The 21,066-nt window shown below is 69.7% G+C and carries 16 protein-coding genes and 3 pseudogenes; 14 read left to right on the top strand and 5 right to left on the bottom strand.

The features are described from left to right. Positions 1-162: 162 nt before the first annotated feature. The 6 genes and pseudogenes from ACO0E0_RS13075 to ACO0E0_RS13050 form a co-directional block, all read left to right on the top strand. A pseudogene (locus tag ACO0E0_RS13075) lies at positions 163-555 on the top strand (RHS repeat-associated core domain-containing protein); the annotation flags it as partial. Between the two features lie 197 nt (positions 556-752). Continuing rightward, positions 753-1,250, top strand: coding sequence for a hypothetical protein (locus ACO0E0_RS13070; protein ID WP_422871987.1), 498 nt, complete (start codon positions 753-755; stop codon positions 1,248-1,250). Between the two features lie 44 nt (positions 1,251-1,294). Beyond that, positions 1,295-1,927, top strand: coding sequence for a uracil-DNA glycosylase (locus ACO0E0_RS13065; protein ID WP_422871873.1), 633 nt, complete (start codon positions 1,295-1,297; stop codon positions 1,925-1,927). Between the two features lie 509 nt (positions 1,928-2,436). Continuing rightward, positions 2,437-3,738, top strand: a complete 1,302-nt coding sequence (locus ACO0E0_RS13060; RefSeq protein WP_422871872.1) for an ABC transporter substrate-binding protein — start codon at positions 2,437-2,439, stop codon at positions 3,736-3,738. Then, complete coding sequence (locus ACO0E0_RS13055) at positions 3,735-4,661, top strand: carbohydrate ABC transporter permease (protein ID WP_422871871.1); 927 nt, start codon at positions 3,735-3,737, stop codon at positions 4,659-4,661. The genes ACO0E0_RS13060 and ACO0E0_RS13055 overlap by 4 nt, the downstream gene beginning before the upstream one ends. Beyond that, positions 4,658-5,605, top strand: a complete 948-nt coding sequence (locus tag ACO0E0_RS13050; protein WP_422871870.1) for a carbohydrate ABC transporter permease — start codon at positions 4,658-4,660, stop codon at positions 5,603-5,605. Before ACO0E0_RS13055 ends, ACO0E0_RS13050 begins: the two co-directional genes overlap by 4 nt. Positions 5,606-5,765: 160 nt before the next feature. On the opposite strand, the gene ACO0E0_RS13045 is transcribed toward ACO0E0_RS13050, so the two are convergent. From ACO0E0_RS13045 to arfA, 4 genes are all read right to left on the bottom strand, one after another. Next, the gene (locus ACO0E0_RS13045) at positions 5,766-6,254 is read right to left on the bottom strand and encodes a hypothetical protein (RefSeq protein WP_422871869.1); all 489 of its coding nucleotides are present in this window, start codon (positions 6,252-6,254) and stop codon (positions 5,766-5,768) included. A 124-nt stretch (positions 6,255-6,378) separates the two neighbouring features. After that, positions 6,379-6,753, bottom strand: a complete 375-nt coding sequence (locus tag ACO0E0_RS13040; protein ID WP_422871868.1) for a hypothetical protein — start codon at positions 6,751-6,753, stop codon at positions 6,379-6,381. 110 nt (positions 6,754-6,863) lie between these two features. Beyond that, the gene (locus ACO0E0_RS13035; protein ID WP_422871867.1) at positions 6,864-8,006 is read right to left on the bottom strand and encodes an acyltransferase family protein; all 1,143 of its coding nucleotides are present in this window, start codon (positions 8,004-8,006) and stop codon (positions 6,864-6,866) included. A 324-nt stretch (positions 8,007-8,330) separates the two neighbouring features. After that, positions 8,331-9,872 (bottom strand): arabinosylfuranosidase ArfA, encoded by a 1,542-nt coding sequence (gene arfA, locus ACO0E0_RS13030; RefSeq protein WP_422871866.1) that lies wholly within the window; start codon positions 9,870-9,872, stop codon positions 8,331-8,333. 236 nt (positions 9,873-10,108) lie between these two features. Here arfA and ACO0E0_RS13025 point away from each other — a divergent pair, with 236 nt between their 5' ends. The 3 genes from ACO0E0_RS13025 (at position 10,109) to ACO0E0_RS13015 (ending at position 13,375) form a co-directional block, all read left to right on the top strand. Continuing rightward, positions 10,109-11,443: an extracellular solute-binding protein gene (locus ACO0E0_RS13025; protein ID WP_422871865.1), complete on the top strand. Its 1,335-nt coding sequence runs from the start codon at positions 10,109-10,111 to the stop codon at positions 11,441-11,443. A gap of 160 nt (positions 11,444-11,603) precedes the next feature. After that, the gene (locus ACO0E0_RS13020) at positions 11,604-12,455 is read left to right on the top strand and encodes a carbohydrate ABC transporter permease (protein ID WP_422871864.1); all 852 of its coding nucleotides are present in this window, start codon (positions 11,604-11,606) and stop codon (positions 12,453-12,455) included. 2 nt (positions 12,456-12,457) lie between these two features. Further along, positions 12,458-13,375, top strand: coding sequence for a carbohydrate ABC transporter permease (locus ACO0E0_RS13015; protein ID WP_422871863.1), 918 nt, complete (start codon positions 12,458-12,460; stop codon positions 13,373-13,375). A 118-nt stretch (positions 13,376-13,493) separates the two neighbouring features. Here the strand turns inward: ACO0E0_RS13015 and ACO0E0_RS13010 are convergent, their stop codons facing one another. Further along, complete coding sequence (locus tag ACO0E0_RS13010; protein ID WP_422871862.1) at positions 13,494-14,507, bottom strand: LacI family DNA-binding transcriptional regulator; 1,014 nt, start codon at positions 14,505-14,507, stop codon at positions 13,494-13,496. A 113-nt stretch (positions 14,508-14,620) separates the two neighbouring features. Here ACO0E0_RS13010 and ACO0E0_RS13005 point away from each other — a divergent pair, with 113 nt between their 5' ends. From ACO0E0_RS13005 to araA, 5 genes and pseudogenes are all read left to right on the top strand, one after another. Further along, complete coding sequence (locus ACO0E0_RS13005) at positions 14,621-15,895, top strand: FAD-binding protein (RefSeq protein ID WP_422871861.1); 1,275 nt, start codon at positions 14,621-14,623, stop codon at positions 15,893-15,895. Positions 15,896-15,946: 51 nt separating this feature from the next. After that, positions 15,947-16,963 carry a LacI family DNA-binding transcriptional regulator gene (locus ACO0E0_RS13000; RefSeq protein ID WP_422871860.1) on the top strand — a complete coding sequence of 339 codons (1,017 nt, stop codon included), beginning with the start codon at positions 15,947-15,949 and terminating at the stop codon, positions 16,961-16,963. Between the two features lie 216 nt (positions 16,964-17,179). After that, positions 17,180-18,733: pseudogene (locus tag ACO0E0_RS12995) on the top strand (xylulokinase); the annotation flags it as partial. Positions 18,734-18,817: 84 nt separating this feature from the next. Beyond that, a pseudogene (locus tag ACO0E0_RS15145) lies at positions 18,818-19,495 on the top strand (L-ribulose-5-phosphate 4-epimerase); the annotation flags it as partial. Continuing rightward, the gene (gene araA, locus ACO0E0_RS12990; RefSeq protein WP_422871859.1) at positions 19,492-21,024 is read left to right on the top strand and encodes an L-arabinose isomerase; all 1,533 of its coding nucleotides are present in this window, start codon (positions 19,492-19,494) and stop codon (positions 21,022-21,024) included. The pseudogene ACO0E0_RS15145 and the gene araA, both read left to right, overlap by 4 nt. Positions 21,025-21,066 lie beyond the last annotated feature (42 nt).

Raw genomic sequence — 21,066 nt, 5'->3', positions numbered from 1 at the left:
TGATGGCGTCCTGGAAGATCCAGCTCGGGTTGTAGCAAGGGAACGGGGACGCCATGGCTCGATCGTGCCACGAGCGACCGACGGCTAAGCGAGGTAGCAGAATCGTTCATACATCAGCGTCGTCGAGAAGTACTGACATAATCCATATTATCAGCACTATTGATGATTGTGGTCAGACACGCTGCGCCACCGCATTGGATGCCGGCGCGGGGTGACCGACGGGGAACGACTACCGGGCAGTTCTTCGCAGTGAAGTCGATCTCAGGTGCTGCCCCTTCCGCCAAGTTCGGAGAAATCGACAGTATGTGGCAGACAGAGCATGCCCATGCGCATGACCCGAAAGACGGCAGATGCGGCGGCTCCAACACCTGGAGCTCGACCCACGGCTTCCTGAACCAGACAACGTCGACCTTCTCGAGTCTCACGCAGCTGGGCGCGCGCGCTTACGACGCCACCTTGGGTCGGTTCCTTTCTGTAGATCCCGTGTTCTCGACCGATAACCCGCAGCAGGACAACGGGTACTCGTACAGCGCGAACAGCCCCATCACGTTCGCGGACCCTTCGGGCGCTTGCTATGTGGGGTCCTCAGACTCCTTCAACTTCAACACGAACTGTTCGAACGGCTCGAAGACCACGCACGGGAGCGCCACCGCCCCGGGCCCTGACCGCAGCCACTTCGTGGGAACCGGTAAGGCGGCGGCGCCGGGTCAGAGGCATTCTGCTCACAAGGCCGCGGGTGGCTCGACCCCGACGTGCATCTACGGGCTGGTGGACATGGCTGGCTTCCACCCCTCGAGACGTGGTCGTTCGTCGACGAGGCCGCGAGAGCTGCGGACAAGGCTGGAGACAAGAAGCTGTTCCAGAAGAGGGCTGGCCGATCGAAGCAGGAGGCCCGGCGGGTGCGGGCCGTACCCGTCCGAGAGTCCTTCCACGGCTTCAAGATCCGGGCCGATCGCCTGTACCGCTACGAGTCCTTGTCGTGGTTGCTTCGGGATGTGTCGGCCAGCGTCGACGTTGACCCCGCCACGCGGTCGGGCGTCACGCGTGTGGTCAGTGGGGCGGCAATCGGAACGGCCTTCGCGCCCGGACTCGGAACGGCCCTCGGCGCACTCATGGGCGCTTCGCTCCGGAAAGACGCATCGCGGCGGTTCCTGACGCTCTCGACACCGGCTGCGAGCTACGTGGTCCGCTTCGACTCCCACGAGGAGGTCGAGGTGCGCCGCTTCGCTGCGACGATCAACAACGGGTAGCGGGCACCGCTGCTGCGCTGGCGGGCGCTCGGTACGCTCGCGTCATGTTTCTCGACGCGCCCCGAGGCTTCCGCGACCCTGACCGCATCGCCGCGCGGGTGGAGATGCTCGCGAAGGCCGAGGACACGCTGCAGTTGGAAGCGTGGGCGCGCAGCGTCGAGGACAGACAGCGTCCGAAGATGCCCGACATCGTTCTCCCGCACTTCGACCCGGCGGAGGCCGGCGTCCGGGCACGGGCGCTGCTGCTGCTCGAGGCGCCCGGCCCGAAGACGGTGCCGGGGTGGGGCGGCTCAGGGTTCATCTCGGCCGACAACGACGACACGACCGCGCAGAACGTGTGGAACACCCGGAACGAGGTAGGCCTTCACGAGCATGTCCTCGCATGGAACATCGTTCCGTGGGTGCTCGGACGGGCGTCGGTCAAGCCGACGCCAGCTGAGCTCGCCCAGGGATCGGTGGAGCTGCGCGGACTCCTCGAACTGCTACCCCACCTTCGCGTCATCGTGCTCGCCGGCCAGAAGGCCCAGGACGGGTGGAGCGCTCACCTCGATGTCGCAGTCGGCGACAGGTACCGGGTGCTCCGGACCGTGCACCCATCGGGGCAGTCCTTCGCGCAGGCCGGCGCGAAGGAGCGGTTCACCGCGACGCTGGCGAAGGTCGTCGAGCTCACAGGGTGATCCAGCGCTCGCACCGGGGCGAGCCGGGAGATGTCATCTACTTGTCATGAACGACGCGCGAACACGGCGGGTCGGAACGACGCGCAGGCTACGATGGCCCTGTCGTCGAAATAGCCCGATCACAGCGGATCGACGGGTAACGATGCGGGGTGCCGCTCACCTTGAGTCTCCCTCAGTGGGGTCTCGGTTCAAGTCCGAGGGGGTGCACATCGATCCCCGTCCTGCACAGGGCGGGGATTTCCCATGTCCGGGAACCGAACACCACCGCTCCCGGCGCAGACCGCCCCGGACCCGGTTCGAACCGCACCGGCACACGGCCGGAGCCGCCCCCGCACCCAGCCACATCACGGTCGCGCGCCGGAGCCGAGCTGGACGAGTTCTCACCCTGCTGATGCAACCGATTGCGACACGGCGGCGCTCGGTGATTGACGGCGGTCACGGCCTGGTCTAGCTTCGCCCTGGAACCACGAGCACGAGGTTCGCATCTGAGACAACAACGGAGTCGTCGCATGCCTCACCCCACCACAGCACAGTTCAGCCGCCGAGGCCTCCTCAGCGGCATCGGCGCCGGAGCCATCGGGCTCCTGGTCGCCCCGACCCTCGCATCCTGCTCGACCGGAGGTGGTTCGAGCACCGGCGGGTCCGGCAAGACCGGGTCGCTGACCTTCGGCTCGAACGCCTCGGACCCGATCCCGAAGCAGGCCTACGCAGCCTTCGTGTCGGCGTTCGAGAAGAAGTCCAGCGACAAGGTCACGATCAACACGAGCGACCACAACGGCTTCCAGAACAAGATCACGAACTACCTCCAGGGCAGCCCGGACGACGCGTTCACCTGGTTCGCCGGGTACCGCATGCGCTACTACGCCAAGAAGGGCCTCGTCGCGGACGTCAGCGACGTCTGGGACAAGATCGGCGACAACTTCACCCCGGCGCTGAAGAAGGCGTCGACCGCGGACGACGGCAAGCAGTACTTCGTGCCGAACTACAACTACCCGTGGGGCTTCTTCTACCGGAAGTCGCTCTGGGCGGAGAAGGGCTACGAGATCCCGAAGACCTGGGACGCCCTGATCACGCTCGCGAAGAAGATGAAGTCGGACGGGCTCATCCCGGTCGGCTTCGCGGACAAGGACACCTGGCCCGCCTGCGGAACGTTCGACTACCTGAACATGCGCATCAACGGCTACCAGTTCCACGTCGACCTCTGCGCGCACAAGGAGTCGTGGAACTCCTCGAAGGTGAGCGACGTCTTCGACACCTGGAAGGAGCTGCTGCCCTACCAGGACCCGAACGCCGCGGGTCTGACGTGGCAGGAGGGGGCGCAGAAGCTCGGCAACAAGCAGTCCGGCATGATGCTGCTCGGGTCGTTCATCACCCAGCAGTTCACCGATGCGACCGTGTTGGCCGACATCGACTTCTTCCCGTTCCCCGAGGTGAAGGTCGAGGGCACCGACGCGGTCGAGGCACCGATCGACGGCCTCATGCTGTCGAAGAAGGGCGGGTCGTCCGACCCGGCGAAGGCGATGCTGCAGTTCATGGGCACCGGCAAGGGCCAGGAGGCGTACTACAGCGTCGACAAGTCGAACATCATGACCGCGAAGGACGCTGACACGTCCGGGTACTCGGACTTCACGAAGAAGCTCGCCGGTGTGATCTCGGACGCCAAGTACATCAGCCAGTTCTTCGACCGCGACGCGCTGCCCGCCATGGCCGGCAACGTGCTCGAGCCCGCGATGCTCGACTTCATCAAGGGCGGCTCGATCGACCTGAAGAACATCGAGTCGCAGGCGAAGACGCTCTACGCACAGCAGTGACGACACAGCTCGAGCGGCGCCGGGCCCCCCGGCGCCGCCTCAGTCAACTGACCGGGCGCGACAAGGGCGTGCTCGGCGTCATGATCGGCCTGCCGACGCTCATCCAGGCCGTCCTGGTGTGGCTGCCCCTCCTGGCGTCGATCGCGCTCTCCTTCATGAAGTGGGACGGCCTGTCGCTCGGCGGCTTCCACTTCAACGGACTGACCAACTACAAGTTCGCGCTCGAACAGTCGCCGCAGTTCTGGCCGGCCGTCCTGCACAACGTGATCTGGCTGCTGTTCCTGGCGGTCATCGGGACACCCCTCGGGTTGCTGCTCGCCGTGCTCCTGGATCAGAACATCCGTGGCAGCCGCATCTACCAGTCGATCTTCTTCCTGCCGGTGATGCTGTCGCTGGCGCTGATCGGGATCATCTGGGAGCTCATGTACTCCCAGGACAACGGCCTCATCAACAACGTGCTCGGGACCGCCGGGACGTCGAGAGCCGTGGACTGGTACGGCAACTCGAGCGTGAACCTCTGGGCGGCGATGGTGGCCGCGACGTGGCGCCATGCCGGGTACATCATGATCCTGTACCTGGCGGGTCTGAAGGGCGTCGACCCGAGCCTCCGTGAGGCGGCCTCGCTGGACGGCGCGAACGCCCGGCAGACGTTCTTCCGGGTGGTGTTCCCGGCGATGGCCCCGACGAACGTGATCATCGTGGTGATCACGATCATCGAGTCGCTCCGCGCGTTCGACATCGTCTACGTCATCAACGGCGGCACGAACGGCCTGGAGCTCCTGAGTGTCCTGGTCGTCAAGTACCTGGTCGGCGAGACGCAGGTGATCGGCATCGGCAGCGCGTTCGCGGTGGTGCTGCTCGTCATCTCGCTCGTGCCGATCGTTTTCTACCTGGTTCGCACCTTCCGGAAGGCAGAACGATGACCGCGAGCGGAACGACCGGGCGATCCCTCGCCCCGACACCGGCACGGGCCGCCCGAGCGGCCCGTGCCAGCCGGGCCGCGACGACCGGTCCGGTCGGGCGACCGAAGTACGGCACGCACGTGTTCCTCGTCGTGATGAGCGTGATGTGGCTCGTGCCGCTGCTCTGGGCGGTCTACACCGCGCTCCGGCCGAAGGCGGACACCGACAAGTTCGGCTACTTCTCGGTGGGCGGCACGTTCGGGTTCCAGAACTTCGTCGACGCGTGGAGCCAGGGCGGGTTCGCGCGGTACTTCGGGAACTCGGCGCTCATCACCATCCCCACGGTGCTGCTGACGCTGCTGTTCGCGTCGATGATGGCGTTCGCGGTGAGCCGGTTCTCGTGGCGGTTCAACGTGACCCTGCTCATCATGTTCACCGCGGGCAACCTGCTCCCTCCGCAGGTGCTCGCGGCGCCGATCTTCGAGCTGTTCAAGCTGATCCAGCTGCCGTACTCGATCTCCGACTCGGGGTCGTTGCTGAACCAGCTCACGGGCGTCGTCCTGGCGAACACGGGGTTCCAGATCGGGTTCTGCACGTTCGTCCTGTCGAACTACATGAAGGCGATCCCGATCGAGTTGTCCGAGGCGGCCCGCGTCGACGGAGCCGGCGTGTGGACGCAGTACTGGCGGGTGATCATGCCGCTGACCCGGCCGGCGCTCGCGGCACTCGGCACGCTCGAGATCATCTTCATCTACAACGACTACTTCTGGCCGTTGATCCTCATCCAGTCCGGTGACCGTCTGCCGGTGACGACCGCCATCAACAACCTGCAGGGGCAGTTCCTGTCGAACTACAACCTGCTCGCGGCCGGCGCCATCATCACGGTGATCCCGACGCTCGTCATCTACCTCGCGCTGCAACGGCAGTTCGTCGCGGGGTTGACACTCGGAGCGAGCAAGGGCTGATCGCCCGGACCAGCCCGGACAACCGGACCAGCCCGACCAACCGGACAGCCCGACCAACCGGACAGCCCGACCGCCGGACGCGACCGCGTCCGACGGTCGGGCTGTCCGTCGTCGCAGACCGAGCCGGGCACGCCGCGAGCACGGGACGAACCGATCCCGCTCAGCGCTCCGGCGCGAGCACCACCCGCGCCTCGTCGGTCGCACCCCCGTGCACCACGACCCGCAACGGCTGGCCGTCCCGCTCGAGTGCCGCAGACGCGGTCCACGTGATCGATTCCGGTCCCGTCCGGGACAGCACCGTCGTCGTCCGCATCGCCTGCACCTCGTCGAGCCGCAGGATCCCGTGCTCGACGAGCGAGGCGCCGAGCTTCTTGAGGCCCTCGCGCCGACGGATCGCTGCGGTCCCCCGGACGATGAACAGCGACAGGACCGTGAACAACGCGGCGACGAGCACGAGCGGGGCGCCGAGCCAGCGTTCCAGCGGGGACGCCATCGGCATCCGGAGCAGGAGCGCGACGAACACGATCGCGAACACGCCGAAGGTCACCCACTGGCGCACGTAGACGGACGGCAGCGGCGTGCCCCACACGAGGTCGCGGACGTCGCCGCCGCCGATGTCGACGTGCACGTCCATCCTCGAGCTGCCCATGCACAGCACGCTACGCGATCCGGCGATGCGTGTCGGACGGGAGGCGCGGTCCCGCTCCGACCCGCGCCTCCTGTCCGGCATGGCACGAGCCGGGAACCCGGGACCGGACGGTCCCGGCCCGCGATCAGCGCACCGTGCTGCGACCGCGGCTGCGGACCAGGGCGACGAGGTTCGCCACCGGCCAGAAGAGCAGCGCGCCGGCGAGGAACACCGATGCGACCAGGGACCCCCAGAGTCCGCCCCACCCGACGCCGGCGTCCGGGTGCCACGCGAGGATCACCATCGCCACGACGGTCAGCACGACCCGGACGAGCGCGGCCACGCCGAGGACACCGAGGAGGACCGAGAGCACGACACGCCACACAATCCCGCCCGTGCGGAGCGGTTCCGTCGCACGCTCGTGGTGCTGGACACGCTCCGGCGGCTGGTAGGGGACACCCCCGTAGTGCTGCGGGTCACCCCCGGCCGCTCGTCCGCGGTAGGGCTGCTGGTCCGTCATCCGGTTCCCCCTCGGTCCCGTTCGATGCCGCCCACACTACGCGCACACCGAGCGTCGGAGGGACGAAGCGCCTGGCTGTGTCGTGGTCCGTCCCCCGGACGCACCGCCCGCTACTCCGCGGTTCCGACCCCGGCGATCGGTTCCTGCACCGGGTCCGGCGCGGCGGGGTCGCCCGGGCGCCTCCCGCCCCTCTGCTGCTTGCGCGACAGCACGAACAGCCAGTCGAGGCGTGGTTCGACGAGCGGCCGGAACACCGTCTTGATGAACGGCAGCCCGAGGAACACGGCGATCCCGACGGACAGCAGCACGACGGCCGCGAGGACCCACACCGGGTGGTACCCGTCGAGCAGCCCGGACTCCCGGAGCGGGTAGAGGAGAAAGCTGTGCAGCAGGTACACGTACAGCGTCCGCTGCCCGAAGGCCGTCAGCGCGGTCTGGCGGCGCGGCATGAGCACCAGGAAGGCCGCACTCAGGAGCAGGGCCACGGCGATGGTCGCGACGCGGATCGCCCCGGCCCACCACTGGTCGTACCCGAAGCTCGTGTACGACTCGTCGTAGAGCAGGAACCGCCGGACGAGCACGTCCCGCCACGTGTCGATGAACACGCCGAGCACGACGGCGACGACGACGAAGAGCGCGACGGCCGTGAGTCGGATCCGCAGCACGGTGTCGGGGCGGAGGTCCATCCACCGGTCCGCGAGCTTCCACTGCTTGAGGCGCCACCCGATCACGAAGAACGGCAACAGACCGACGACCCGCGCCGCGGCGAACGCGTCGTCGATCGTCGAGACGTACCCGATGCCGATCGACAGCACGAGGCTGATCGTGATCGGGAACCGCAGGATCGCCAGGTAGGGGAGTGCGATCCGCCAGATGGCGAGGGCGACGAGGAACCACAGCGTCCACCACGCGCTCGAGTAGTCGAGCTCCAGTTCGCCGTCGAGGCCCCAGTGCACGAGGCTCCAGATCGTCTGGAACACCAGGTAGGGGATGATCACCGTCGTCATGGTCGCCCGGAGCTTCCGCACGCCCTGCTCGGCTCGCGCGAAGTACCCGCTGATGAGCACGAACACCGGGATGTGGAACGCGTACACGAAGAGGTACAGCGCGTACGACGGGTCCGAGCCGGAGATGAGCTTGAGGGTCGAGTGCCCGATCACGACGAGGATCACGGCGACGAACCGTGCCGTGTCCCAGAGCGGGACCCGGCGGCGCTGCTGTTCCGCGCGGGGGGCGATCGCGGCGGTCGTCAAGCCGGGGACTCCTCGGGGTCTGTGCGCCTGGGCACGGGGCATGGTCTCCACACGCTACCGGCCGCGCGTCGGGAGGTGGCGCAGGACGGCCACGATGGGGCTGCTGCCGGACCACGTGCGGACTGGAGGGACGGTGCGGGCTGGCACCGTCCCTCCAGTCCGGCCGTGGACGCGCGCATGCGGCGAGCCCGGATCGCAGGACACGCCGCGTCCATCTGCCGGACGCGGCGTGTCCTGCGACCTCGACGGAGCCGACGCGGCGTGTCCTGCGACCTCGACGGAGCCGACGCGGCGTGTCCCGCGCTGGAGCCGCGCGGACCCCGATCAGGCCTCGGTGACCTCGACCTCGACGACGGCCCAGGAGAGCGCGGGCAGCGTGACCTTGAGCTCGCCCTCGACCACGGCCGCCGCGTCGAGCGCCACGAGCCCGACGACGTCCTGCTCGTGCTCGGTGTTCGCGGTGAAGCGGTCACCGGACTCGGGGGCGGTGAGCACCTCGGCGCGGGTGACCCGGCCGGCCGTGAACCCACGGAGGCTCACCGTGACGTCCGCGGACTCGTCGAGACCGCGGTTCGCGAAGAACACCGCGACCCGGCCGCGCTCGGCGTCGTACGTGACGCTCGCGTCGACGAGGTCGGCGTCGCCGTACTCCTTCGACTCGAACTGGTCGCCGGAGGCCACGGTCCGGAGGATCTCGCCGCGGGCCAGCTCGGCCGTGCGCGCGAAGGGCCAGTAGATCGTCTGGCGCCAGGCCGGGCCGTTCGCCTCGCTCCGGATCGGGGCGATGACGTTGACGAGCTGCGCCTGGTTCGCGATCGTGACGCGGTCCCCGTGGCGGAGGAGCGAGTTGAGGTACGTGCCGACGACGACGGCATCGGTGACGTTGTAGGTGTCCTCGATGAGCCGCGGGTGCTCCTGCCACTGCGCCTTCGCCTCGATGACGTGCAGCTGGTCGTCCGCGTCGCCGCGCTGCTGGTACCAGACGTTCCACTCGTCGAACGACAGGTTGATCTGCTTCTTCGTCTGGCGCTTCGCCTTGACCGCGTCCACGGTGGAGATGACCGACTCGATGAAGTAGTCCATGTCGTTCGCGCTCGCGAGGAACGACTTGGCGTCGCCGTCGTGCTCCTGGTAGTAGGCGTGCAGCGAGATGTAGTCGACCTCGTCGTACGCGTGCGACAGGACGTCGTACTCCCACTCGCCGAAGGTCGGCATGTGCGCGCTCGAGGACCCCACGGCGATGAGCTCGATGCTCGGGTCGACGAGCTTCATGGCCTTGCCGGCCTCCTGCGCGATGCGGCCGTACTCGTCGGCGGTCTTGTGGCCGATCTGCCACGGGCCGTCGAGCTCGTTGCCGAGGTTCCACACCTTGATGCCGAAGGGGTCCTCGGCACCGTTCGCGCGGCGCTTGTCGCTCCACGCGGTGCCGCCGGGGTGGTTCGCGTACTCGACGATCGCGCGGGCCTCCTCGACGCCGGCGGTGCCGAGGTTGATCGCCTCCTGGATCTCGACGTTCGCCTGCTCGGCCCAGCCGGCGAACTCGTGGAGGCCGAACGCGTTCGTCTCGATCGTGTGCCAGGCGCCGTCGATGCGACGGGGGCGGTCGGGGACCGGGCCGATGCCGTCCTCCCACATGTAGCCGGAGACGAAGTTGCCGCCGGGGTAGCGGACGATCGAGACGCCCATGTCGCGGGTCAGGGCGAGGACGTCCTGGCGGTAGCCGTGCTCGTCGGCCTCGGGGTGGCCGGGTTCGTAGATGCCGGTGTAGACGCAGCGGCCCATGTGCTCCACGAAGGAGCCGAACAGACGACGGGGGACCGGGCCGACGGTGAACTCGCGGTCGACGGTGATGTGAGCGGTGGTCATGATGCTCCTGCTGGTTGAGACGGCACTGGCTCGTGTGAGCGGGTACATCGATCATTACATCGTTGTAACCGCGGCAGCAAGCGCAACGCGCCGATCAGGTCACGGTTCGTGTGAGCGATCACTCCGGGGTGTTGCGCGGTCATTCCATCGATGTAAAGTCAGCGCAACACATCGTGGTGCCGACCATCCCCCCGGCACCGCGACATCAACCTGTCACATCGACGAGGAGGTCGAAGATGGCGAGTTCATTGACGAGACGCGGATTCCTGGGCGCAGGGGTCGCGGCCGCGATCACGCTGCCGCTCGCAGGGTGCGCCACGAGTCCGATCGGAGCGGGACTCGTGGGCAGCCAGCTCAACCCGGACCAGCTGATCTTCTGGAACCTGTTCGGCGGCGGCGACGGCAGCCGCATGCAGACGATGGAGGCCGGCTACGAGAAGACCCACGGCGGCAGCGGGTCGCTCCAGGCCACGGTGTTCGCCTGGGGGAACCCGTACTACTCCAAGCTGACACTCGCGACCGTCGGGAACAAGCCGCCGGACGTCGCGATCGCGCACCTGACCCGCGCGAAGCCGCTCTACGACGGCAACGTCCTCGAGCCGATCACCACCGAGGACCTGGCATCGGTCGGCCTGTCGGCGGCGGACTTCAACCCGAAGTCCTGGGCGGCGCAGAAGACCGACGGCAAGAACATCGCGATCCCGCTCGACACGCACCCCCTCGTGATGTTCTACAACGAGGACGTCGTCAAGAAGGCCGGCCTGCTCGACAGCGACGGCAAGCTCAAGGACCTGACGGGCATGGAGACCTTCGAGGCCGCGCTCGCCGCGATCAGCAAGGTCACCGGCGGGACGGCGATCACCGTCGGCAACGTCAGCGAGAACGCCACCCCGTGGCGCGTGTTCACCACCTTCTACCACCAGATCAGCGGCGTCACGCCGTTCATCTCGGACAACGGCTCCAAGCTGACGGTCGACCAGGACGCCTTCACGAAGGTCGCCGACCGGCTGCAGACCTGGGTGAAGAACGGATGGCTCAACAAGGGCCTCGACTACGCCGGTGCCGAGACGGCGATGTTCACCGGCAAGAGCGGGTTCTACCTCGAGGGGGAGTGGGAGATCACCACCGCCCAGTCCGTCAAGGGGCTGAAGTTCGGCATGGTGCCGATCCCGAACATCTACGACAAGCCCGCCGCGCAGGCCGACTCGCACACGTTCGTGCTCCCGCGGAAGGACCGGAGCCCGGAGCAGCGCAAGCAGGCGATGGGGTTCATCAAGTCGATGCTCGACCAGAGCTACACCTGGGCGCAGGGCGGGCACATCCCGGCGTACCTGCCGACCCTCGACTCGGCGAAGTACAAGGCGCTCGAGCCGCAGGCCGACTACGCGTCGGCTGCCAAGTACGCGGTCTACGACGACCCGGCATGGTACGGCGGGTCCGGTTCGACGTTCGAGAACATCGTCGGCGCCCAGCTCGGTCTGGTGCAGCAGCTCGCGTCCACGCCCGCGCAGGCGTTCTCCGCGATCAAGGACCAGCTCGCGGTCTACCTCAGCACGCCGAGCCCCCTCTGATCCCCGTGTACGACCCCCACTCGCTCATCCCCCACACCGGAGGTACAACGTCGTGACCGCCGCACCAGCGCTGACCCGTCGCCCGACGACGGCTCGCCCGAAGGCTTCACCCATCCTGCGTCGATCGCCGCTCCGGCGGGGAGACTCGCGTCCCGCGTGGTTGTTCCTGTTGCCGTTCGGGATCTTCTACCTCGCGTTCCTCATCGGCCCGACGATCTGGATGCTCATCTCGAGCTTCTTCAACACGTCGACGGTGCGCACCGGGCTCGGCTCGTTCGCCGGGTTCGCGAACTACTCCGAGATGCTGACGCGTGCCGACTTCTGGAGCGCGATGTGGCACACGCTGCAGTTCACGCTCTACACGACCCCGCCGCTCGTCATCCTCGCGTTCGCGTTCGCGATCCTGACGAACCGGATCCGCCGCGGTCAGTGGTTCTTCCGACTGGCGTTCTTCCTGCCGTACATCCTGCCGTCCGCCACGATCTCGCTGATCTGGGTGTTCATCTTCACGCCCGGTTCCGGTCTCTGGGCCACCGCCCAGAGCGCCTTCGGGATCACGCCGGGTGCCGGGGTCCTCGCCGGGCCGAACACGGCGATGATCGGCATCGCGATCGCCACCGTCTGGTGGACGCTCGGCTTCAACTTCGTGCTCTACCTCGCGGGCCTCCAGGAGATCCCGCGGGAGCTGTACGAGGCCGCAGCCGTCGACGGGGCGTCGACGTGGTCCCAGATCCGGTACATCACGCTGCCGCTCCTCAGCCGGACGACGACCCTCGTGATCCTGCTGCAGATCATCGCGAGCCTCAAGATCTTCGACCAGGTCTACCTGATGACCCAGGGCGGCCCGGGGATCTCGACGCAGGTCGCGCTCGGCCTCGTCACGAACACCGGGTTCACCGACAACCGCCTCGGTGCGGCATCGGCGGCGTCGGTGCTCCTCTTCATCGTCATCCTGATCATCGCGATCATCCGTCAGCTCGTCGAGCGCGCCGCAGCGCGGAAGGAGGCCTGATCATGGCCGGTACGACCACGGCTCCGCGCCCCAGCATGAAGTCCCCGATCTCCGCCGCGGCACCACAGCGCCGGCAGACCGGGGCGTCGACCGGGGTGAGCGGGCGGAAGTTCAACGTCATCTCCGGGATCGTCCTGGTCGTGTTCGCGATCGTGTGGCTCATCCCGAGCCTGTTCGCGCTGAAGACCTCCCTCACCGACAACGGCACCGCGGCGCTCGGCGCGACGTCGATCCTGTCGAACTGGAACCCGACGCTGCACTCCTACGCGGCGCTGTTCCAGGCCGGCGACATCTGGAACTGGTACCTCGCGAGCGGCATCACGAGCGTCATCACCGCCGTCCTGACCGTGTTCTTCGCGTCGATGGCCGCGTACGCGCTGTCCCGGCTGCAGTTCCGTGGCCAGAACATCGTGTTCCTGCTCATCATCATCGGCCTGATGATCCCCGGGCAGGTGCTCATCATCCCGATCTTCCAGGAGCTCGGGGCGGTCAACCTGCTGAACACCTACTGGTCGGTCATCTTCCCGCAGGTGCCCGCCGTCATCGCGGTGTTCATCTTCAAGCAGTTCTTCGACGGGATCCCGAAGGAGCTCGAGGAGGCGGCCCGCATCGACGGCGCCGGCTACTGGAAGGTCTACTGGTCGGTCATCCTGCCGCTGTCCCGCCCGGTGATCGCGGCCGTGACGATCCTGACCTTCGTCGGGGTGTGGAACAACCTGCTCCTGCCGCTGTTCGTGCTGTCGAACCCGAACCTCATGACGATCCCGGTCGGGCTCGCCACGGTCCAGGGCTCGTTCGGTCAGCGCTACGCCGACATCCAGGCCGGTGCGATCCTCGCCGCGCTCCCGCTCATCATCCTGTACCTGGTCTTCCAGCGGCAGATCGTGGAGGGTGTGACCGGCAGCGGTCTGAAGGGCTGACGCCCGCCAGGCGGTCGAGACCGTCGAGACGGACTGGAGGGACGGTGCCAGCTGGCACCGTCCCTCCAGTCCGTCCGGGCGTCGGCGGGTGCGGGTGTCGTGCGGCGATCCGGCGACGTCAGGCGCGAGGGGCCGTGCTCGCCCGGGTCACGATGCGGTGCGGGATGACGACGACCTCGCGCTCGGCGGTCGCGTCCTCGATCCGTCGTTCGAGGGCGGTGAGGGCCGCGAGGGCGATCGCGCGCTTGTCGAAGCTCACACTCGTCAGGGCCGGGACGGCGAACGCGGCGTCCTGGATGTCGTCGAACCCGGCGACCGACACCCGGCCCGGGACGTCGACGCCCCGATCGGCGAGGACCGAGAGCACGCCGAGCGCCATCGAGTCGGTGAAGCAGAACACGGCGTCGGGCAGCTCGTGGTGGTCGAGGAACCGAGCGAAGAACGCTGCCCCGGCGCCGGACGACCACGACGTCGCGGTGATGGCGAGCGTCGGGTCGACCGGGATGCCGGCCGCGCGGAGCGCGTCCTCGTGGCCCGCCTGTCGCAGCTCGCTGGTGGCGCTCCGGAACGTGTCGTCCGAGGCGCCGACGATCGCGATCCGGCGGTGCCCGAGTCCGATCAGGTGCTCGGTCATCTCGCGTGCCGCACGCCGGCTGTCCACGTGCACCTGGTCGACGCCCTGCGGCTCGACCTCGCCGATCACGACGGTCGGCGGCAGGGGACCGTGGTCGCCCCGCACCCCGCTGCCCATCAGCGTCGTCGGGTTGAGCACGAGCCCGTCGACGAGGTGCGTCCGCGCGCGGGAGATCAGCTCCAGCTCACGTTCGGCGTTCTCGCCGGACTGCTCGATCTGCACCGCCCAGCCGCGGTCGTGCGCGGACTCGACGAACCACTTCGCGAGCTCCGCCGAGTACGCCGTCGCGAGGTCCGGGAGGGCCAGCGCGATGACGCCGGTCCGTCCGTTCCGGAGGCCGCGGGCGGACATGTTCGGCACGTAGTCGAGTTCGCGGAGCGCCGCCTCGACGCGTTCCCGGGTCGCCGGGCGCACCGGGACGACGCCGTTGATCACGTTGGAGACGGTCTTCGCGGACACCCCGGCGAGGGTGGCCACGTCCCGCACGGTGGCGCGCATGTCGGATCGAGCCTATCGGCGCTCGCACTCGTCGGCGGTGCGCGCTAGGGTCGAGATCGGGTGAGCGCTCACTCGGATCCCCGCGAGCGCGCCACGACCGCGAAGGAGCGGACATGACCACCACCGAGACGCCGGACACCGTCGGGACGAACTGGGCGGGCAACGTCGAGTACGCCGCACGCGAGCTGATCGCGCCGACGAGCATGGACGACCTCCGCGACGCCGTCACCGGCCACCCGCAGGTGACCGCCCTCGGGTCCCGGCACTCGTTCAACCGGATCGCCGACACGGACGCGGTCCAGATCTCGTTGCGGCACATGCCCGCGGTGGTGGACGTCGACACGGATCAGCGGGTCGCCCGGGTGTCCGCGGGACTGACGCACGCCGAGGTCGCCGCCGCCCTCGACGAGTCCGGGTGGGCCCTCGGGAACCTCGCCTCGTTGCCGCACATCTCGGTCGCGGGCGCCGTGCAGACCGGGACGCACGGCTCCGGGGTCCGGAACCCCTCCCTCGCCGCGAGCGTCGTCGGCGTCGAGCTCGTCCGGGCCTCCGGCGACGTCGAGGTCGTCGACGGCTCGGACCCGGACCTGCTCGACGCGCACCGTGTCGGCCTCGGCGCACTCGGTGTCGTCACCGCCCTGCACCTCGCGGTCGAGCCGCGGTACGAGGTCGCACAGACCGTGCACACCGGGCTCGGCTGGGCGCCGGCGCAGGACGCGTTCGAGTCGATCATGGCGGCCGGGTACAGCGTCAGCATGTTCACCGGGTTCGTCGACGACGGCATCCGGCAGGTGTGGACGAAGCGCCGGCTCGACCGGGACGACCCGGTGGTCGACCTCGAGGCCCTCGGCGCCGTCCCCACGACCGCCGCGATGCACCCCGTCCCCGGGTCGGAGACCGTCGGCGTCACCGAGCAGGGCGGGGTCCCGGGTCCCTGGCACGAACGCCTGCCGCACTTCCGGTCGTCGTTCACGCCGAGCGCGGGTGCAGAGATCCAGTGCGAGTACCTGTTGTCCGCCACCGATGCAGTGCCCGCCATCGAGGCGCTCCGGGCCGTCGGCGAGCAGCTCGCCCCGGTGCTGTTCGTGTCCGAGATCCGACGCATCGCCGCGGACACCGCGTGGCTCGCGCCGAGCGTCGGCCGCGACTCCGTGGCGTTCCACTTCACGTTCCGGCGCGACCAGGACGGCGTCGCGCGGGTGCTGCCGCTCGTCGACGCCGCGCTCGCACCGTTCGACGCCCGACCGCACTGGGGGAAGGTCACGTCGATGACGCCCGAGCGCCTGCACGAGGTGTACCCGCGACTGGGGGAGTTCGCCGCCCTCGCGGACCGGGTCGACCCGCACGGGCGCTTCCGGAACGGGTTCCTCCGCAGCGTCCTCGGTTGACGTGACCCGGACCGCGTGCTCCGGGGTGCGCCGACGCGCTACGGTGCAGCGGTGGGAGGAACCGTGAACGGGAGCACCGGACGAGCACCGACCATCTTCGACGTCGCGAAGCACGCCGGCGTCTCGCACCAGACCGTGTCGCGTGTGATCAACCGGGACCCGACGGTCCGGCCGCCGATGCGGGAGCGGGTCGACGCCGCCGTGGCGGCCCTCGGGTACCGCCCGAGCGCCGTGGCCCGGGCCCTCGCCTCACGGACGAACCGGGCGCTGGGGCTCGTCACCACCGGCGGGACGCTGCACGGTCCGATGAGCACCGGTCTCGGCTTCAACCAGGCCGCCCGACGCGCGGGGTACCACGTGGTGATGGCGGCGCTCGACGACCCGGAACCGGGTTCGATGCGCGAGGCGGTGGAGACGCTGCTCGGTCAGGACGTCGCCGCGATCGTGCTCGTCGCGGCGGACACGACCGCCATCGCCGCCCTCGCCGCGCTGCCCGTCCCGGTCCCCGTCCCGCTCCTCACCGCGAACGGCGTCCCGGGGATGCCCGGCGGGGGGACGGCGATCGCGATCGACCAGGTCGCCGGCGCCCGGTCCGCGGTGCAGCACCTGCTCGACCGCGGACGGCGCCGGATCGTGCACCTGTCCGGGCCGCTGCTCTCGCAGGAGGCCGCCCTGCGGCGTGACGGGTACGTCGACACGGTGCGGCGCGCGGGACTCGAGCCGGTCCTCGTCGAGGGCGACTGGACGCCGGAGAGCGGGTTCGCCGCTGCCAGGGCGCTCGACCCCGCCACGGTCGACGGGGTGTTCTGCGGGAACGACCAGATGGCGCTCGGCGTCCTGCACGCGTTCGCCGCGCGCGGGGTGTCCGTCCCGGGGGCCGTCGCCGTGGTCGGGTACGACGACATCCCGGAGGCGGCGTTCTTCCTCCCGCCCCTGACGACGGTGCGCCAGGACTTCGCCGCGCTCGGCAGCCACATCCTGGACGCCGTGGACCGGATGCTCGCCGGTGGTCCGGCGCGGGACGACGTGACGCTGCAGCCGTCGCTGGTGGTCCGGGAGTCGGCCTGACGCATCCGGCCGGCACGGCGACCGCGCGTCCGTCGTGGTTGCGGAAGTGAGCGCTCACATGGGACGATGAGCGCGCGCATCCGATGCCGGGTGACCGACCGCGACGACGAAGGAGTCCCCGTGAGCGACGACACCCAGCCGAGCGACGACACCGCGCGGGGCGACGACACCCAGCCGAGCGACGACACCGCGCGGGGCGACGACGCTCGTCGCTGCATCCTCGACGGTCAGGCGACGCTCGGCATCGAGCTCGGGTCCACCCGGATCAAGGCCTGCCTCGTCGACGAGCACCTCGCGCCCATCGCGACCGGCACTGCCGAGTGGGAGAACCAGCTCGTCGACGGCCGCTGGACCTACGACCTCGACGCCGTCCGGGACGGGCTCCGCACCGCCTACGCCGACCTCGTCCGCGATGCCCGGCACCGCCACGGCGTCGCGCCGTCCGACGTCCGCGCGATCGGCGTCTCCGCGATGATGCACGGGTACCTCGCGTTCGACGCCGCTGGCGAGCTCCTCGTCCCGTTCCGCACCTGGCGGAACACGAGCACGGGGCCGGCGTCCGCAGCGCTCGGCGCGGCCCTCGACTTCTCGGTCCCGCTCCGCTGGTCGATCGCACACCTGTACCAGGCCGTCCTCGACGACGAGCCCCACGTGGACCGGATCGCACGCGTCACGACGCTCGCCGGGTACGTCCACCACGTCCTGACGGGTCGCGACGTCCTGGGCGTCGGGGACGCCTCCGGGATGTTCCCGGTCGACCCCGAGACGCACGACTACGACGCCGACCGGCTCGCCCGGGCGCAGGCACTCGTCGCCGAGCGCGCGCCGGCCCTGACACTCACCGACCTGCTCCCCGAGGTGCTCGTCGCGGGGGAGGACGCCGGGACGCTCACCGAGACGGGCGCGGCCTGGCTCGACCCGAGCGGCGCGCTCCGGCCCGGAGCGCCGCTCTGCCCGCCGGAGGGCGACGCCGGCACGGGGATGGTCGCCACGAACGCGATCGCCCCGCGGACGGGCAACGTCAGCGTCGGCACGAGCATCTTCGCCATGGTCGTCCTCGAACGGCCGCTCGGCACCGTCCACCCGGAGCTCGACATCGTGGCGACGCCCGCGGGGGACACCGTGGCCATGGTGCACTGCAACAACGGCGCGAGCGAGCTCGGAGCGTGGGCGAAGGTCTTCGGACGGTTCGCCGAGGCCGCCGGCAGCCCGCTGGACGCCGACGCCGTGTACGCAACGCTCCTCGCCGAGGCCGCCGGTGCCGATGCCGACGCCGGTGGACTCGTGACCGCGAACTTCCTCTCCGGCGAACCCGTCGCGGGTGTCGAGGAGGGCCGTCCGCTCCTCGTCCGCCCGCCCGGGAGCCGGTTCAGCCTCGGCACCCTCGTCCGGGCCGAGACCTCGGCCGCGTTCGCGACCCTCGCCATCGGGATGGAGGTCCTCGCCGACGAGCGCGTCCGGGTCGACCGGATGCTCGCCCACGGCGGGCTGTTCCGGACCGCCGGCGTCGCCGAGCGCCTGCTCGCAGCGGCCCTCGACGTGCCCGTCGCGGTGTCCCACACCGCCGCCGAGGGCGGAGCCTGGGGGATCGCGGTCCTCGCGAGCTACCTGGAGCACGCGGACCGGCAGACCCTCCAGCAGTACCTCGCCGACGCGCTGCCGGGCGGCGACGACCTCACGACCGCCCACCCGGACGCGGACGACGTCGCCGGGTTCCGGACCTTCCTCGACCGGTTCCGTGCGGCGCTGCCGCTCCAGGACGCGGCCGTCGCCGTCACCCGCGGTCGCGGCGAGCCCGCCGGGGACGCCGACGGAGGGGAGGCGCGGGACGGTGCCGACCCGTCCCTCCAGTCCGCCGTCGCCACCACCCGCGCGACCGTCACCGCCCTGCACGCCGAGCTGACCCGCAACGGCCTCGTCGTCTGGACCGGCGGGAACGTGTCGCAGCGCGTCCCCGGGCACGACCTGTTCGTCATCAAGCCCTCGGGGCTGTCGTACGACGAACTGCGGCCGGAGAACCAGATCGTCTGCGACCTCGACGGCACGCCGGTGGACGGGTGGGGGAACGCGCACGCGCCGTCCTCCGACACCGCCGCCCACGCGTTCGTGTACCGGACCATGCCGGAGGTCGGCGGCGTCGTACACACGCACTCGACGTACGCGACCGCGTGGGCCGCCCGGGGCGAGGCGATCCCGTGCGTCATCACCGCGATGGCCGACGAGTTCGGCGGACCGATCCCGGTCGGACCGTTCGCGATCATCGGCGACGACTCGATCGGCCGCGGCATCGTCGAGACCCTCTCCGGGCACCGCTCCCGCGCCGTGCTCATGCAGAACCACGGCGTGTTCACCATCGGCAAGGACGGCAGGGACGCCGTCAAGGCCGCGGTGATGACCGAGGACGTCGCCCGCACCGTGCACGTCGCCCGCCAGCTCGGCGACCCCCTCCCGATCCCCCAGGCCGACGTCGACCGACTGTTCGACCGCTACCAGAACGTCTACGGACAAGACCCCACAGGAGCACTGCGATGAGCACGATCGACCCGACCACGACACTCGCGGGGTACGAGGTCTGGTTCCTCACCGGTTCCCAAGGCCTCTACGGCGAGGACACGCTGCGGCAGGTCGCGGCGCAGAGCCAGGAGGTGCACGCGGCGCTGGCCGGGTCGCTCGAGGCGAACGGCCTCCCGGTGCGCCTGGTGTGGAAGCCCGTGCTCACCGATCCCGACGGCATCCGGCGCGCCCTCGTCGAGGCGTCCGCGGACGACCGGGTCATCGGCGTCACGACGTGGATGCACACCTTCAGCCCGGCCAAGATGTGGATCGGGGGACTCCGGGCGCTCACGAAGCCCCTGCTCCACCTGCACACCCAGGCGAACGTGGCGCTGCCGTACGCCGACATCGACTTCGACTTCATGAACCTGAACCAGGCCGCGCACGGCGACCGGGAGTTCGGGTACGTCCTCGCGCGGCTCGGCGTCCCGCACGCGACGACGATCGGGCACGTCTCCGACTCGGCCGTCGTGTCGTCGGTCGAGGCCTGGGTACGTGCCGCAGCGGGTGCCGCCGCCGTCCGTTCGCTGCAGCTGGCGCGGTTCGGCGACAACATGCGCTACGTCGCCGTCACCGAGGGTGACAAGACCGAGGCGGAGATCGAGCTCGGCGTGCAGGTGAACACCTGGGGCGTCAACGAGCTCGCGGCGGCGGTGGACGCGGCGTCGACGGCGGCGGTCGACGCGCTCGTCGCCGAGTACGAGGAGTCCTACGACGTCGACCCGGTGCTCCGGCGCGGGGGCGGACGTCACCAGGCGCTCCGGGACGGGGCCGCGATCGAGGTCGGGCTCCGCTCGTTCCTCGAGTCCGGCGGGTTCGGCGCCTTCACCACGAACTTCGAGGACCTCGGGTCGCTGACGCAGCTCCCCGGCCTCGCGGTGCAGCGCCTGATGGCCGAGGGCTACGGGTTCGGGGCCGAGGGCGACTGGAAGACCGCGGTGCTCGTCCGGGCGATGAACGTCGCGGGGGCGGGCCTCCCGGGTGGCGCCTCGCTCATGGAGGACTACACGTACGACCTGACGCCCGGGCGCGAGAAGATCCTCGGCGCCCACATGCTCGAGGTCTCGCCCACGCTGACGGCGAGCCGCCCGACGCTCGAGATCCACCCGCTCGGCATCGGCGGCAAGGACGACCCGGTGCGTCTGGTGTTCACGGCCGACCCCGGCGAGGCCGTCGTCGTCGCGATGTCCGACGTGCGTGACGGGTTCCGCCTCACCGCGAACGTCGTCGACGTCGTCGCCCCGGACGCCCCGCTGCCGAAGCTCCCGGTCGGCCGGGCCGTGTGGGAACCCCGCCCGTCGTTCGCCGTCGCGGCCGAGGCCTGGCTCGCGGCCGGGGCAGCCCACCACACCGTGATGACCACGGCGGTCGGGCTCGACGTCGTGGAGCGGTTCGCGGCGATCCTCGGCACGGAGTTCCTGGTGATCGACGGCGAGACCACCAGCCGGGGGTTCCGCGACGAGGTCCGCGCCCAGCAGGTCTGGCACCGGGTGGCCCGCGGATTCTAGCCTCGAGAATGCACGAACCCGCGGTGGGGGACGACCTGCACC

It is taken from the genome of Curtobacterium phyllosphaerae (assembly GCF_049341865.1).
Taxonomy (GTDB): domain Bacteria; phylum Actinomycetota; class Actinomycetes; order Actinomycetales; family Microbacteriaceae; genus Curtobacterium; species Curtobacterium phyllosphaerae.
Note: the sequence above shows the minus strand (reverse complement) of the source record. Positions and strands in the feature narration are given on the sequence as shown.